The organism is Methylobacter sp. BlB1 (assembly GCF_015476545.1).
GTDB lineage: Bacteria > Pseudomonadota > Gammaproteobacteria > Methylococcales > Methylomonadaceae > Methylobacter.
In genome coordinates this window covers 26,083-41,061 of the sequence record NZ_JADMKV010000010.1, presented here as the reverse complement: position 1 = coordinate 41,061, position 14,979 = coordinate 26,083, and the positions used below count along the sequence as shown (strand labels likewise).

The 14,979-nt window shown below is 50.4% G+C and carries 16 protein-coding genes; 8 read left to right on the top strand and 8 right to left on the bottom strand.

Features of this window, described 5'->3' with window-relative positions; all coding sequences use genetic code 11:
- Window positions 1–29 precede the first annotated feature (29 nt).
- Both tldD and pmbA read left to right on the top strand, forming a co-directional pair.
- Window positions 30–1,469: a metalloprotease TldD gene (gene tldD, locus IT781_RS05945; RefSeq protein ID WP_194969221.1), complete on the top strand. Its 1,440-nt coding sequence runs from the start codon at window positions 30–32 to the stop codon at window positions 1,467–1,469.
- Window positions 1,470–1,587: 118 nt separating this feature from the next.
- Window positions 1,588–2,922, top strand: a complete 1,335-nt coding sequence (gene pmbA / locus IT781_RS05940) for a metalloprotease PmbA (RefSeq protein WP_194969220.1) — start codon at window positions 1,588–1,590, stop codon at window positions 2,920–2,922.
- Window positions 2,923–2,965: 43 nt separating this feature from the next.
- Here the strand turns inward: pmbA and IT781_RS05935 are convergent, their stop codons facing one another.
- Window positions 2,966–3,979, bottom strand: coding sequence for a quinone-dependent dihydroorotate dehydrogenase (locus IT781_RS05935; protein ID WP_194969219.1), 1,014 nt, complete (start codon window positions 3,977–3,979; stop codon window positions 2,966–2,968).
- Window positions 3,980–4,039: 60 nt separating this feature from the next.
- Entirely contained in the window at window positions 4,040–5,137 is a 1,098-nt protein-coding gene (gene thiO, locus IT781_RS05930; protein ID WP_194969218.1) for a glycine oxidase ThiO, read from the bottom strand.
- A 329-nt stretch (window positions 5,138–5,466) separates the two neighbouring features.
- On the opposite strand from thiO, the gene IT781_RS05925 reads away from it, so the two are divergent.
- From IT781_RS05925 to IT781_RS05915, 3 genes are all read left to right on the top strand, one after another.
- On the top strand, window positions 5,467–6,402 hold the full coding sequence (locus IT781_RS05925; protein ID WP_228778956.1) for a porin family protein: 936 nt from the start codon (window positions 5,467–5,469) through the stop codon (window positions 6,400–6,402).
- Window positions 6,403–6,568: 166 nt separating this feature from the next.
- Complete coding sequence (gene pip, locus IT781_RS05920) at window positions 6,569–7,531, top strand: prolyl aminopeptidase (protein WP_194969217.1); 963 nt, start codon at window positions 6,569–6,571, stop codon at window positions 7,529–7,531.
- A gap of 1 nt (window position 7,532) precedes the next feature.
- Window positions 7,533–8,105: a UbiX family flavin prenyltransferase gene (locus IT781_RS05915; RefSeq protein WP_194969216.1), complete on the top strand. Its 573-nt coding sequence runs from the start codon at window positions 7,533–7,535 to the stop codon at window positions 8,103–8,105.
- Between the two features lie 85 nt (window positions 8,106–8,190).
- On the opposite strand, the gene pqqE is transcribed toward IT781_RS05915, so the two are convergent.
- The 5 genes from pqqE to pqqA form a co-directional block, all read right to left on the bottom strand.
- The gene (gene pqqE, locus IT781_RS05910; RefSeq protein ID WP_194969215.1) at window positions 8,191–9,318 is read right to left on the bottom strand and encodes a pyrroloquinoline quinone biosynthesis protein PqqE; all 1,128 of its coding nucleotides are present in this window, start codon (window positions 9,316–9,318) and stop codon (window positions 8,191–8,193) included.
- Entirely contained in the window at window positions 9,296–9,568 is a 273-nt protein-coding gene (gene pqqD / locus IT781_RS05905) for a pyrroloquinoline quinone biosynthesis peptide chaperone PqqD (protein ID WP_194969214.1), read from the bottom strand. The genes pqqE and pqqD overlap by 23 nt, the downstream gene beginning before the upstream one ends.
- A gap of 143 nt (window positions 9,569–9,711) precedes the next feature.
- Window positions 9,712–10,443, bottom strand: coding sequence for a pyrroloquinoline-quinone synthase PqqC (gene pqqC / locus IT781_RS05900; protein WP_194969213.1), 732 nt, complete (start codon window positions 10,441–10,443; stop codon window positions 9,712–9,714).
- 10 nt (window positions 10,444–10,453) lie between these two features.
- Window positions 10,454–11,365: a pyrroloquinoline quinone biosynthesis protein PqqB gene (gene pqqB / locus IT781_RS05895; RefSeq protein ID WP_194969212.1), complete on the bottom strand. Its 912-nt coding sequence runs from the start codon at window positions 11,363–11,365 to the stop codon at window positions 10,454–10,456.
- Between the two features lie 114 nt (window positions 11,366–11,479).
- The gene (gene pqqA / locus IT781_RS05890; protein WP_006892363.1) at window positions 11,480–11,554 is read right to left on the bottom strand and encodes a pyrroloquinoline quinone precursor peptide PqqA; all 75 of its coding nucleotides are present in this window, start codon (window positions 11,552–11,554) and stop codon (window positions 11,480–11,482) included.
- 271 nt (window positions 11,555–11,825) lie between these two features.
- Here pqqA and IT781_RS05885 point away from each other — a divergent pair, with 271 nt between their 5' ends.
- The gene (locus IT781_RS05885; RefSeq protein WP_194969211.1) at window positions 11,826–12,032 is read left to right on the top strand and encodes a hypothetical protein; all 207 of its coding nucleotides are present in this window, start codon (window positions 11,826–11,828) and stop codon (window positions 12,030–12,032) included.
- A gap of 63 nt (window positions 12,033–12,095) precedes the next feature.
- Here IT781_RS05885 and IT781_RS05880 read toward each other — a convergent pair whose 3' ends face one another.
- Window positions 12,096–12,842 carry a molybdopterin-synthase adenylyltransferase MoeB gene (locus tag IT781_RS05880; protein ID WP_194969269.1) on the bottom strand — a complete coding sequence of 249 codons (747 nt, stop codon included), beginning with the start codon at window positions 12,840–12,842 and terminating at the stop codon, window positions 12,096–12,098.
- A 142-nt stretch (window positions 12,843–12,984) separates the two neighbouring features.
- On the opposite strand from IT781_RS05880, the gene groES reads away from it, so the two are divergent.
- Both groES and groL read left to right on the top strand, forming a co-directional pair.
- Complete coding sequence (groES, locus tag IT781_RS05875) at window positions 12,985–13,272, top strand: co-chaperone GroES (RefSeq protein ID WP_194969210.1); 288 nt, start codon at window positions 12,985–12,987, stop codon at window positions 13,270–13,272.
- A gap of 54 nt (window positions 13,273–13,326) precedes the next feature.
- Window positions 13,327–14,976, top strand: a complete 1,650-nt coding sequence (gene groL / locus IT781_RS05870; protein ID WP_194969209.1) for a chaperonin GroEL — start codon at window positions 13,327–13,329, stop codon at window positions 14,974–14,976.
- Window positions 14,977–14,979: the final 3 nt, after the last annotated feature.

The following is a 14,979-nucleotide window of genomic DNA, read 5'->3' as shown; positions in this document are numbered from 1 at the left end:
GCGCAATTAACACTAATTTAAATTTTTCTATGGAACTATTAAATCTTGCACGACAATCGATTCTGACGCCGGCCGGCATACAGGATGGCGATATCGAAAAAATCATGAGCCAGCTGCTCAGCGCGCCGGTTGATGCGGCGGACATTTATTTTCAGTCCAGCCATTTCGAATCCTGGATCATGGAAGGCGGCATCATCAAAGAAGGCAGCCATAACATTGCGCAAGGCGCCGGCGTGCGCGCCGTATCCGGCGAGAAAACCGGTTTTGCCTACAGTGACCGGATTGAACTGCCGGTACTGCTGGAGGCGGCTAACAATGTTAAAGCCATCGTCCGGCAAGGGCAGGAAGCGAAAGTCGGCATCGTGAAAGCGGCTGAATGGCCGCTCTACTATGCGCCGCTGAACCCGTTAAAATCCCTGGCTGATCAGCAAAAGATCGATTTGCTACGCAGAGTCGACATTGAAACCCGCAAGCTGGACAGCCGCATTGAAGAAGTCATCGTCAGCCTGGTCGGTGTCCATGACAGTATTCTGGTCGCCAATCAGGACGGCTCGCTGGCGGCCGATGTCCGGCCGTTGGTGCGCATGAATGTCACCGTGATCGTACAGGCAAACGGCCGCCGCGAACAGGGCAGCATGGGCGGTGGCGCGCGCAGCGATTACAGCGGATTCATCGACCAGGACAAGGCGCTCGAATACGGCAGAGAGGCGGTCAGACAAGCGCTGGTCAATCTGGATGCGGTCGAGGCGCCGGCCGGGAACATGACCGTCGTGCTGGGGCCGGGCTGGCCAGGCATTCTGCTTCATGAAGCGATAGGGCACGGCCTGGAAGGCGATTTCAATCGCAAAGGCACATCCGCATTCAGCGGCCGGGTCGGTCAGCGCGTCGCCTCCGATTTATGCACCGTCGTCGATGACGGTACGCTGCCAAACCGGCGCGGCTCATTGAGCATCGATGATGAAGGTACGCCGACCGAAAAAACCGTATTGATTGAAAACGGCATTCTGAGAGGCTATATGCAGGATAAGCTCAACGCCCGCCTGATGGGCGTCAAGCCAACCGGCAACGGCCGCCGCGAGTCCTACGCGAATCTGCCGATGCCGCGCATGACCAATACCTACATGCTGCCAGGGCCCCATGATCCCGAAGAAATCATACGATCGGTCAAAAAAGGCCTCTACGCGAAGAATTTCGGCGGCGGCCAGGTCGACATCACGTCCGGCAAGTTCGTATTTTCAGCCAGCGAAGCCTATCTGATCGAAGATGGAAAAATCATGCAGGCAGTTAAAGGCGCGACCCTGATCGGCAACGGCCCCGATGTGCTGACCAAGGTATCGATGGTGGGCACCGATCTGGAGCTGGACAGCGGCGTCGGCACCTGCGGCAAGGACGGCCAGAGCGTACCGGTCGGCGTCGGCCAGCCTACGCTGAAAATCGACGGGCTGACTGTCGGCGGCACCAACGTTTAGATAAACGATTTGAATTTATAGCGGCCGCGAAGGTCACGAAAGCATCTCGTATTCTTTGCGGCGAATACAGATGGCACTTTTGGGCGCTTAAACCTAAACAACAATAGCTTAAGAGAATATGTTGCAGACCCAGGAAGAAATCAGCCGATTAAAAACGATTGTTCAGTCCATACTGGATGAGGCTAAAAATCAGGGAGCCAGCGCGGCCGAGGCCGGCTTGAGCCAGGAAAGCGGCTTATCCGTAACGGCTCGCCTTGGCGATGTCGAAACGATAGAGCATCATCGCGACCAGGGGCTTGGCGTAACCGTGTACTTCGGCCAGCGAAAAGGTTCTGCCAGCTCGTCGGATCTGTCGCCGGCATCGATCAAAGAGACCGTCAGCGCGGCTTGCAGTATTGCCCGCTATACCAGCGAAGACGAATATGCCGGCTTGCCCGAGAAAGAACAGTTGGCGACCGAGTTTCCGGATCTGGATCTTAATCATCCGTGGGATTTACGCGCTGATGAAGCCATCGCGCTGGCTATCGAGTGCGAAAATGCCGCCCGCGGTTATCATGCGGAAATCAGCAATTCCGAAGGCGCCTCGGTCAATACCCATCAAGGCATCCGGGTCATGGGCAATACACTGGGCTTTCTGCAAGGTTATGCCTCGACCCGCCACTCGCTGAGCTGTTCGGTATTGGCGCAGCGCGGCGACAGCATGCAGCGCGATTACTGGTATACGGTAGCCAGGGATGCGCATAATCTCGAGCCGGCCGTGGATGTCGGCAGAAAATCCGCGGAACGGGCTCTGCGGCGCTTGCAGGCGCGCAGCCTGAGCACCCGGCAATGCCCGGTCATGTATGCGGCTGAGGTGGCTTCAGGTCTTCTGGGCTCGTTTATCAGTGCGGTCAGCGGCGGCAATTTGTACCGCAAATCATCATTCCTGCTGGATGCGCTTGATACGCAGGTTTTTCCCGAATTTATCCGTATTCACGAGCAGCCGCATTTAAAAGGCGCTCTGGGCAGCGCCAACTATGACGGCGAAGGCGTCGCTACTCAAACGCGTGATATTGTCAGCGGAGGCATTCTGCGCGGCTATGTGCTAAGCACTTATTCAGCCCGCAAGCTTGACATGCGCAGTACCGGCAATGCCGGCGGCGTGCACAATTTAACGATAGATCCCGGCGAGCACGATTATCAAGGCATGCTGAAGCAACTGCATACCGGCTTGCTGGTGACCGAGTTGATGGGACAGGGCATCAATATGGTGACGGGCGATTACTCGCGCGGCGCCGCCGGATTCTGGGTCGAAAACGGAGAAATACAATATCCGGTCGAGGAAATCACGATTGCCGGCAATCTGAAAGACATGTTCAAGAATATTGTGGCCATCGGCAATGATGTCGATTACCGCGGCAATATCCGGACCGGTTCAATACTGGTTGAACGCCTGTCTATCGCCGGGCAATAAACCATTGGACTGACAGGGCGATGTACTTATCGCCCTGTTCGGATCAAAGGCTTTTTACAATATCCTCTATCAATTGTGGTCCTTTATAGATAAGACCGCTGTATATCTGTACCAGACTCGCGCCTGCCGCTATTTTCTCTTGTGCATCGGCCGCACTCAAAATGCCCCCGGCCGCTATAATCGGGCAGCGGTCGTTCAGTTCGGCGGCCAGTTCGCGCACGACTGCAGTTGATTTGCCCTTGACCGGCGCGCCGCTCAATCCGCCAGTTTCATGCGCCAACGGATGGCCTGCAATCGCATCGCGCGCAATAGTGGTATTGGTGGCGATAACGCCGTCGATTTCAAATGCCAACAGCAGCCGGGCAATATGGCCGATTTCATCGGTCGTCAGATCCGGTGCGATTTTCAGCACCAAAGGCACGTATCTGCCGTGTTCCTGTCGCAGCTTGAGCTGTTCTTCCTTTAATGCGGAAATCAGGCTTTTGATCTCGTCGCCTTGCTGCAGTTGGCGCAGGCTCTTCGTGTTCGGAGACGAAATATTGATCGTGATGTAACTGGCCGAGTTATAGGCTTTGCGCAAGCCGATCAGATAATCGTCGACGGCGCTTTCAATCGGCGTGTCGAAATTCTTGCCGATATTAATGCCCAGTATGCCGGTATAACGGCTTTGTTTCACCTGCGCCAGCAAATGCTCGATGCCATGATTGTTAAAGCCCATACGGTTTATGATGGCCTGGTGTTCGGGCAACCTGAACAGCCGCGGCTTCGGATTGCCAGGTTGCGGCCTCGGCGTCACGGTGCCTATTTCCACAAAGCCGAAGCCTAAAGCTGCCAAACTGTCCAGATAGTCGCCATTCTTGTCCAGGCCTGCCGCCAGACCGACAGGATTTTTGAATTCCAGTCCCATGACCGTGACCGGCTTATCTTCGATAGACGGATAGATCAGTTTCGATAAACCGGATGCATATGCCGTATTTAACAGTTTCAGTGTGACTTCATGAGCGGTTTCCGGATCAAGCGAAAATAACAGCGGTCGGAGCAGGGGATAAAAATTCATAGGATGTGTTAGCGCTTCGGGCAAATAGGTTTAATAAAAAGCTGTAGAATGATTTTTTGGTTAATGTGGGCTCGATAATTTGTAAGGCTCTGGCGATACGGCTGCAGGTCGATCCAGGATCAGGTCAACCATCAGTTGCGCCGATGCCGGCCCCATCGCCAGTCCGTTCCTGAAATGGCCGGCATTCAGGCTTAAATTGACGATTTCAGGGTGTTTATCGATATAGGGTATGCCATGCTCAGTGCCCGGCCTTAAGCCGGCCCAATGGTTTATCACTGGATACTTTTTAAGTGCGGGCAGCAAGTTTATTGCGAAGCTTTCCAACCGGTTTCTGGCTTCCATCGTCGTGGTTTTATTGAAGCCATCCTGTTCCACGGTGCTGCCCGCCAGGATTTTTCCGTCCAGGCGCGGAATCAGGTATTGGTCTTCGTCCAGCACCATATAGGGCAGCGTGTCCGGCTTGGCGTCGAACAGCAGCATTTGACCTTTGACAGGCGCAATTTCCGGCGCATGGCCAATAGACGGAAAAAACTGACGAAACAGTTGTCCGGTCCAGGCGCCTGCGCAAATAATCAATTGATTGACGGCGAACTGGCCGGCGCTGGTGGCGATGGCGGTAATGCGGTTTTGTTCCAGGATAACGTTTTCCAGCTCGCACTGCTCAATTAGGCGGACGCCTTTGTTGATCAGATCCTGCTTTAATGATTTGACCAGGCGGGGGTTGCGCGCCTGTGCAATATCAGGCAGCCAGAGCGGATTGTCAGGCTGCGTATTGATCAGATTGAAAAAATCGGCGCTGGCTGGTTCAAAACGGACGCCGTTAGTGCGGCACCAGTCGGCGGCGGCCGCAATATCGGGATTTTTTGTCATCAGCAGGCCGCATGGGTTCCATTCCGGGTCTATCTGGGCTTCGGCTTTCAGTTGCGAAGCCAGCACAGGATACAAGCTCAGGCTTTGCATGATCAGGCGCGTAATCGCATCCGGCTGGCGCCATGGATAAAGCGGCAGCAAAATTCCTCCGCCAGCCCATGAAGATTCCTGACCGATCCGGTTTTTTTCGATAACGGTCACTGTAGCGCCGGCGTGGAAAAATTCGCGAGCTGTTAAAAGGCCGATAACACCGCCGCCTATAATAGTAATATCCGTGATTTTGTTCATAAGGTAAAAGTATATAGAGAAGCAAAAATGCTTCTGACGATAAATATTTGCATTATAACTTACCCAAAAAATTGCGCAGCACAGTAGAAAATTAACTCGAACTTAAGAGGATACATTGAGACAAATCTGTTGCTTTTTCCAGACAAGTCAATAAATAAAATAAATATTTTTTTATTACTTTTTGATTTTTAACGATTTTTATTTATTAAAAAAATGACGTTAAAACTTGTGGGGAATCAGTTTTACTGCTATATTTAGGCTGTGAAAAAGGCTTTGTTGTAAGAAGGCAAATTTAATAAGAAATAACAACCACCTCACGAGGGGGAACAATGACATTTACAAAAACTAAATTAGCGCTGGGTATCGCTACAGCAACTTTAACTATGGCGGGTGCTCTGGTTTCTCCACAGGCAGCCGCTCACTCTAAAGCGCAGCGTGTTGCTGAGAGCGCCAACAGCAGAACTGAGGCGTTAGAGGCCCAAATGAACCAGATGCAACAGATGATGCAGTCCATGCAGGCTGAACTGGATCGCGTCAGATCTGAAGCAGCCCGTCCTTCTGCAGATTCAGCAAAGGTTCAGGAACTGGATCAATGGATGGCATCTCAGAAGGCTCACCCTGTAGCAGAAAAACACCACGATAACACTCTGTTCTTCCGTGGCGGTTATGCGCATCAGAATAACGACAGAGGCGGCACAATTGATCCTACTGTTGTTCCAGGTGTCGGCTCAAGCCGGGATGGCGTAGCAGTGGGTCCGATTGCTGATAAAGATGGTTTTTACTTTGGCGCGGGCTTTGATTTCAGCTTGACTGACAATGTCTGGGGTATGTTGGACAGTACTCAAGTGTTGGCTGAGTTGATGTTTGATTACACGGAATTCGCCAAAAATAAACCTAATGGCTTATCTCCTCAGGAAACAGCAGTACTGGATTCATTAGGTTTTCCTCTACCTGCCGGCAACACTGAACAAGCAACTGTTAACATGTTAAGGTTGACTGCTTCACCAAAAATCAAGTTCATGCAAGGCAGCGCTTTCCGTCCATGGGTTATTCCAGTCGGTTTTGAATTGAGCATTATCAGCCCTCCATCCGATGCAATTACCGTATTAACTCCAGGTATGCAGTTCGGTGCTGGTGCTGATTACAGAATATGGAAAGATATCTTCATCGGTGCTGATGCGCGTTACCACTATGCGCCTGGCGATGTTGATGGCGTTCAGGTTAATGGCTTGACTGCTGGTGGTTATCTCGGTATCGGTTTCTAAACTAAACGTTTAAAAGCCAATCTGATAAAAGGGAGGGGCTCAACCCCTCCCTTTTTTTATGCCTGAAAAAATTAATGGAGAGGTACAATGTGAAGGAGCAAGGTAAAATAGTGTTTTCAGGCTTCTTTGTTTGCCTGTGGAGCCGATCGAGATTGAAGCTATAGCCATGAAAACCCTTTATCCTGAAATCCTGCCTTACCAAACATTTTTTTTGGACACCGGCGGTAAGCATTCCGTTTATGTAGAACAATCCGGCAATCCAGACGGTCTGCCCGTAATTTTTTTGCATGGTGGACCGTGTTCGGGCACTAAGCCCGATCACCGGCGTTTTTTCAATCCAGAAAAATACCGCATTATCCTTTTTGACCAGCGCGGCTGCGGCCAGTCTTTGCCGTTCGGTGAGCTGGAAGGCAATACTACGCAGGATTTAATCGATGACATGGAGCGTATCCGCAAACGGCTTAGCATTGAGCAATGGCTGTTGTTTGGCGGTTCCTGGGGTGGTGCGCTGGCATTGCTGTATGCCCAGCAGCATCTCGATAAAGTGATGGGCATGATGATCCGCGGCGTGTTTCTGGCAAGACAGCAAGATCTAGATTGGTTCGCCAAATCAGGCGCCGGGTTGATTTATCCCGAGCAATGGCAGCATCTGCTTGAAAGCATCCCCGAGCCGAGCCGTAAAAATCCGATACAAGGGATATGCGATGTATTATGGGGTGATGATGAGGTAGCAAAACGCCGTGTCACAAAGGAATGGATGGCCTGGAGCGGGCAGGTGGCGCTAGGCAAGGATTATCAGCCTGGCCAGGAATCCGAGCATGTTACGGAAAAAATGGTCAAACAGGTGAGCATGGAAATGCACTATGCTCGCAATCGTTATTTTATCTGCGAGAACCAGATTCTGGAGAACTGTGACAGGTTACACCCGATTCCAGCCATGATCATTCATGGTCGTAATGACTTGGTATGCCCTATGGAGGCCGGCATGAGGCTGCATCAGGCATTGCCTGAGGCTGAATATATCGTCCTGCCCAATGCCGGGCATGTCGCCCAGGGCGAAGAAATGATCGATGCGCTGGTTTCCGCGGCCGATAAGTTTGCTGAGAAGCAGGTCTTTAAACTGAACTGACATGAATAAAAAACGTTTGATTATCGCCATGACCGGCGCCACCGGCGCGATCTACGGCGTAAGAATGCTGCAGGTATTGCAGCAACAGGAAGATTGGGAAACACATCTGGTGATTTCATCAGCCGGTCTCGTGAATCTGAAGCACGAGCTGGATATGGGACGATCGGAATTGCATGAGCTGGCCGATGTGACGCATGGCATCGATGATATTGCCGCCAGTATCGCCAGCGGCGGCTTTAAAACGGAAGGCATGGTTATTGCGCCCTGTTCGATGAAAACGCTGGCTGCGGTCGCGCATGGTTTCGGCGACAACCTGATCTCGCGCGGGGCCGATGTGGTATTAAAAGAGCGGCGGCGGCTTGTGGTCATGCCCAGGGAGACGCCGCTGAATCTGGTGCATATTCGCAATATGGCTGTTGTGACTGAAATGGGCGGCATTATCTTTCCGCCGATGCCGGCTTTTTATAGCAAAACGGACTCGCTGGCGGCGATGGTTGATGAAGCCGTGGGCCGGGTCCTGGATATGTTCGGCGTCAATGTGGAAGGATTGTATGAGCCCTGGCAGGGGCTGTAGCTTTAATGCAGGCTGGCAGTTTGTTTGGGGCCGAATGCCAACAGTAGGCGCTCCAGGCGAATTCGGCCCTACAATGTGCAGTTTTTTATGACAAGATCCGTGAGTTTTTGCTGTTACGGAAAATCAGCGGTTTCTCATCAGCGGATAAGGTGCTGGCTCTGGCCGAATTGATTGCCTGTTGAATGACGGCATGGTCTGGCGATTTGCTGCAGACCGGATCGGCATTGTACATGTCGCCCGATAACAGATAGGCCTGACAGCGACAGCCGCCGAAGTCTTTTTCCTTCTCATCGCAGCTGCGGCAGGGTTCTTTCATCCATTCAAAGCCGCGGAAGAAATTGAACGCTTTCGATTCGTTCCAGATCTGCTCGATGCTGTACTCTTTGACATTAGGGCAATCAAGGCCCGGCAGTTCGCGCGCAGAGTGGCAAGGCAGCGCGACGCCATCCGGGGCGATCGTCAGGAATGTCGTGCCCCAGCCGTTCATGCAGGCTTTGGGGCGATCTTCGTAAAAATCCGGTACCACATAGTAGATTTTCATTTTGCCGGCGACTTTTTCTTTAAAAGCCTGGGCGATTTGTTCGGCCTGCTCGAATTGTTCTTTGGTAGGCAACAGTAAGTCACGGTTGACATGGGCCCAGCCGTAATACTGTGTATTGGCCAGTTCCAGGTAGTCAGCGCCGAGCTCTTCAGCCATCTCCAGTATTTGCGGCATTTGATGGATATTTTCCCGATGGATGACCACGCACAGCACCATCGGATAGCCGTGTTTCTTGACCAGGCGCGCAACTTCTTTTTTATGCTGATAGGACTCCGTGCCGGCCAGATGGTCGCTCAATTCCTGCGTACTGGCCTGAATGCTGACCTGGATATGATCGAGCCCCGCTTCCTTAAGCTGGATGATTTTTTCTTCGGACAATCCGTAGCCGGAAGTGATCAGGTTGGAATAATAGCCCAGTTCCCGCGCATGCCTGACCAGTTCGATCAGGTCTTTGCGAGTCAGCGGTTCGCCGCCCGAAAAACCTAACTGCACAGCGCCCATTTTGCGAGCCTGCGTCAGTACGCGTTTCCAGTCTTCCGTCGCCAGTTCGGACTGATGCTTCGCGTAGTCGATCGGATTGGAGCAGTAAGGGCATTGCAGCGGACAGGCATAAGTGAGTTCCGCCAGCAGCCAGCGGGGCGGCGTAATCTTAGTTTTGTTGAATCCAGCCATTTTTTAAAGCGACTTCCAGAAAAGTAGTGATATCTTTGGTAAGACCCGTCGTGGCGAATTTCTGTTCCAGTTCGGCTACGATTTGGGGGAGATTGCGCGTGCCGTCGCACAATTTCAGTATTTCCGCAGAACTCTGGTTAAGTTCCACCATGCCTTCCGGATAGAGAATAACATCTTTCTGCTGGGCTTCTTCCCATTGCAATCTGTGTAGGGGTGAAAACTTGAAAGGGAGATCGGGATTGATAGTCATTATGATCGTTCGGTAGTGGTGGGTCATGAGAAGGAGAATGGGAAATTATCTCGTCATTACCCTGAAAAAGCCGCAGAGGACACAGAATTTTCAACATTAAGTGCTTTTTCTGTGCTTCTGCGGTAAAAATAAGTTAATAGCTCTTATGCTTCAATATTATAGTATGGCGGCATATTATTAATGTAGGCCATATACATCGCATCGGCCATGGTCCAGAGCACATCCAGTTTAAACTTCAGGATTTGGATCATGCGTTCTTGTTGCTCGCGGGTTTTATACCAGTCCAACGTGATTGCCAAACCATGCTCGACATCGCGCCGCGCTTCTGTCAGGCGCTTGCGGAAATAGGTATAACCTTCTTTTTCTACCCAGGGATAATGCTCAGGCCAATTGTCGAGGCGTTGCTGATGGATTTTGGGCGCAAACAGCTCAGTCAGCGATGAGCTGGCCGCTTCATGCCATTCAGCTCTGCGTGCAAAGTTCACATAGGCATCGACAGCAAAACGCACGCCTGGCAGGACATATTTTTGCGAGGTGATTTCTTCGCGCGTCAAGCCGACCGCTATGCCCAGTTGTATCCAAGCCTCGATGCCGCCTGGATCGCCAGGGTGGCCGTCATGGTCCAGAATGCGCTGAACCCAGAGTGCGCGTGTCTCGCGGTCCGGGCAGTTTGCTAAAATATTGGCGTCTTTAATGGGAATGCAGACCTGGTAATAATAACGGTTGGCAACCCAGCCTTGCAGTTGTTCTTTAGTGAGTTTGCCTTCATTCATCAGGGTGTGATAAGGGTGATGAATGTGGTAATACCTTTCCATGCCCCGCAGTTGGGCTTCAAACTCTTCTTTGGTCCACGCTTGGTTGTCAGAGCAGCTCATAATGTACCTTCTATAAATCAATTTCTAATCCGTCGTAAGCGACCTCAATGCCGGCCGCATCGAGCATTTTGCGAGGCTCGGAATCTTCGTCCAGTATCGGATTCGTGTTGTTGATATGGATCAATATTTTGCGGGCTTTTTTGACGCCGCTTAACACTTCTATCATGCCGCCCGGGCCGGATTGAGGCAAGTGGCCGATTTCACGCGCTTTTTTAAGGCTGATATTTTGCGTGCACATTTCGTCCTCTGTCCAGAATGTGCCGTCCACCATCAGGCAGTCTGCAGCTTGCATGGCGGCCATGACATGCGGTTCGATTTCGCCCAAGCCTGGAGAATAAAATAATTTTTTGCCAGTGGAGATCTGCTCGACAATAACGCCGATATTGTCGCCTTCGTGCGGGTCATGTCGATGCGGCGAATAAGGGGGCGCTTTGCTTTTTAAAGCCTGGGTGTAAAAGCGTAAGTCATCAATGCCCGGAATGGTGAAGCTGCTGCCATCAACAGGGACAGGGTGATGATTGACGGTGCAGTAATCAGCCAGCATGTTGAACAAAGGAAAGCCCGTGGTCAGGTCCTGTTTGACCATGTCGGTGCAATAGACTTCCAGCGGCTTGCCTTCTCTAAGCATGAGCAGGCCAGTGGTGTGATCAATCTGGCTGTCGATCAGCATAATGGCTTTGATGCCGGTATCGCGAATGCCTTCTTTAGGCTGGATGGCAGGGAAGGCTTCCAATTGCGCGCGAATATCGGGCGAGGTATTGAACAGCAGCCAGTTTCTGTTATCGGTGCTTACGGCAATGGATGATTGGGTGCGGGCTTTGCCGTTCATTTGATTGTGGCGCAAGCGGTGGCAATTATGGCAATTGCAGTTCCATTGAGGAAAACCGCCGCCAGCGCCTGAACCTAAAACTCTGATTTTCATAGTTTGGACGGTATTTGAAAAAAGCTGTGAAGAAATGAATGATACGGGAATAAAGACAAGCAGGCAAAAAAAAGGGGCTCATGCGGAGCCCCTTTTTACTCTGAACCGAATGGATTAACGGTTATAGATATACATTGTTACTTCGAAACCGAAACGCAGGTCTGTGTAACTTGGTGTTTCCCATTTCATCGTATTAACCTCCAGAAGTTTTTTATGTTATAGGCTAGCTTGATCAAGTAAGCTGGCCCGAAGTATACGATGAACCGTTTTTTTACGCAACTTTTGGCGGGAGGCGTTTGTCTCCTACGGAATTCAATCATTGATTGAAACCGATAAAAAACAATTAAATTCGTCAGATTTTTAATTAATTTCTTCGGGGTGTTTTTTTTCTTGTAAGAGAGTATTATCCAATTTCACCTAAAAATAATAATAGATATTGATAAAATCATGAGGAGGTGTTATGAGTGGAGTCATTGTGCTGTTTTTGGGCATGTTCATTCTGGCGGCGTTTTCGTTTGCGCCATTGGGTTATTTCATTTACAAGTTTTCGCAGAAAAACGCCAAGCCTTTCGGTGAAACCGAGCCGCATGGCGACAGCCCGTCTGTGATAAATGATCTAGCGGAGAAAGCAATTAGTTTAGCGAAGGGGTTGTTTAGCAAAAAGTAATATTTCATTTTGGACTTTCCGGATGCTCCTGGAGGTCCGGAAAGTCCTTCTCCAGCCATAAATTCAAACAGCACTGCAGGTCGGGCAGCTAGGGTTTTTTCGCAATTTCATGGTGTTGAATTCCATTGTATAGCCGTCGACCAACAGTAACCGGCCGGTCAGCGTTTCCCCGATATTCATAATCAGCTTCATGGCTTCCAGTGCTTGAATGCTGCCGATAATGCCCGTAATAGGCGCTATCACGCCATTGGTTGAGCAGGTCTGTTGCTCCTCGCCATCGTTACGATACAGACAGTTGTAGCAAGGGCTGTCATTCTTGCCCGGCGTAAATACGGCTACTTGGCCTTCAAAGCGTATGGCTGCACCTGATACCAGCGAGGTTTTGTGTTTGACGCAGGCGTTGTTAATGGCAAAACGCGTTGAGAAATTATCAGAGCAATCCAGTACTACATCGGCCGATGCCACAGCCGTTTCAAGCTGCTCGCCTTCCAGCCGCTCTTTAATAGCTTGCACGTTTATTTCCGGATTTAGATTTTTAAGTGTCCGCTGGGTTGAAATTACTTTATCAATCCCTATATCGTTGGTGTGATGAGCAATTTGCCTTTGTAAGTTGGACAAGTCTACTTCGTCATCATCATAAATCGTAATGCTACCGGCACCGGCAGCGGCAAGATAGATTGATGCGGGAGATCCAAGTCCTCCGGCGCCAATAATCAGTATCCTGGCTTCCAGGAGTTTTTGCTGCCCCTCAATATCAATTTGAGGCAGCATGATTTGACGGCTATAGCGTAATAGTTGGTTGTCATTCATTAGTCGTGTGGTTTCCGTATAAGGATAAGAGATGATGCCAAAGAACTTGACAGTCTGCAAAAGCTGATTATTATTAGCACTCATTGCCAGAGAGTGCTAACAACTGGATTAACCTTTTATATTTAACTGTTAGGAGACATTAATGAAAATACGTCCGTTACACGATAGAGTGATTGTTAAACGTGTTGAAGAGGAAACAACCACCGCAGGTGGTATTGTTCTGCCTGGCTCTGCGGCAGAAAAACCAAGCCAAGGCGTGGTTTTGGCCGTAGGTAACGGTAAAGTGCTGGATAACGGCGATGTTCGTCCATTGGATGTTAAAGTCGGCGATAAAGTACTGTTTGGCAAATATGCCGGCAACGAAGTTAAAGTTGACGGTGAAGAACTTATCGTTATGCGTGAAGAAGACATCATGGGCGTTTTAGGTTAAGCCTGAGTCTTATTAATCACAATCATTTTTAACATAACAAATTAAGGAATAAAAATGGCAGCAAAAGACGTATTATTTGGCGATGACGCGCGTAGCCGCATGGTGCGAGGCGTTAACATTTTAGCAAACGCAGTAAAAGTAACATTGGGCCCTAAAGGCCGCAATGCGGTATTGGACAAAAGCTTCGGCGCACCGACCATTACTAAAGACGGTGTATCGGTTGCAAAAGAAATCGAATTGAAAGACAAATTCGAAAACATGGGCGCGCAAATGGTTAAGGAAGTAGCTTCAAAAACTTCCGATGTAGCCGGCGACGGTACAACCACTGCGACTGTATTGGCCCAAGCTATCGTTAATGAAGGTCTGAAAGCTGTTGCCGCCGGCATGAATCCAATGGATCTGAAACGCGGTATTGATTTGGCTGTATCTAAAGCCGTTGAGTCTATTGTAGCTTCAGCTGCGCCTTGCACAGATAACAAAGCCATTGCGCAAGTGGGCACTATCTCTGCAAACTCTGACGAGTCTGTAGGCCAGATCATTGCCGAAGCAATGGAAAAAGTCGGCAAAGAAGGCGTAATCACTGTTGAAGAAGGTTCAGGTCTGGACAACCAGCTGGATGTCGTAGAAGGCATGCAGTTCGACCGCGGTTACCTGTCTCCTTACTTCATCAACAACCAGGACAGCATGAGCGCTGAATTGGACAATCCGTTCATCCTGCTGTACGACAAAAAAATCTCCAACATCCGCGACATGTTACCGGTACTGGAAGGCGTTGCGAAATCCGGCCGTCCATTATTGATCATCGCTGAAGATGTGGAAGGCGAAGCGTTGGCGACTCTGGTGGTCAACACGATTCGTGGCATCGTTAAAGTTGCTGCGGTTAAAGCGCCAGGCTTCGGTGATCGTCGTAAAGCCATGCTGGAAGATATCGCTGTTCTGACAGGTGGTACTGTGATTTCTGAAGAAGTCGGTCTGTCTCTGGAAAAAGCGGAACTCGACTTGTTAGGCACTGCTAAAAAAGTACAAGTCGGCAAAGAAAACACCACGGTTATTGATGGCGCGGGTTCTGAAGAAAGCATCAAAGGCCGAATTGCGCAAATCCGCAAACAAGCTGAAGAAGCCACTTCCGATTATGATAGAGAAAAATTGCAAGAGCGTCTGGCTAAATTAGCCGGCGGCGTTGCTGTTATCAAAGTCGGTGCGGCGACCGAAGTTGAGATGAAAGAGAAAAAAGCACGCGTTGAAGACGCGCTGCACTCTACCCGTGCAGCGGTTGAAGAAGGCGTCGTTGCAGGCGGCGGTACCGCTCTGGTTCGCGCATTGAAGGCTCTGGAAGGTCTGAAAGGCGTCAACCACGATCAGGACGTTGGCATTAACATTCTGCGTCGTGCAATGGAAGAGCCATTACGTCAAATCGTTGCCAATGCCGGTGATGAATCGTCTGTGGTGCTGAACGAGGTCGCTAAAGGCACAGGTAACTACGGTTATAACGCAGCAACTGCCCAGTACGGCGATATGATCGAAATGGGTATTCTGGACCCGGCTAAAGTAACCCGTTTTGCGCTGCAAAACGCTGCTTCTATTGCAAGTTTGATTATTACTACGGAAGTCATGGTTGCTGACGCACCGGTTGAAGAAAAAGGCCATGGCATGCCGGATATGGGCGGCATGGGTGGTATGGGCGGCATGGGCGGCATGATGTAATCA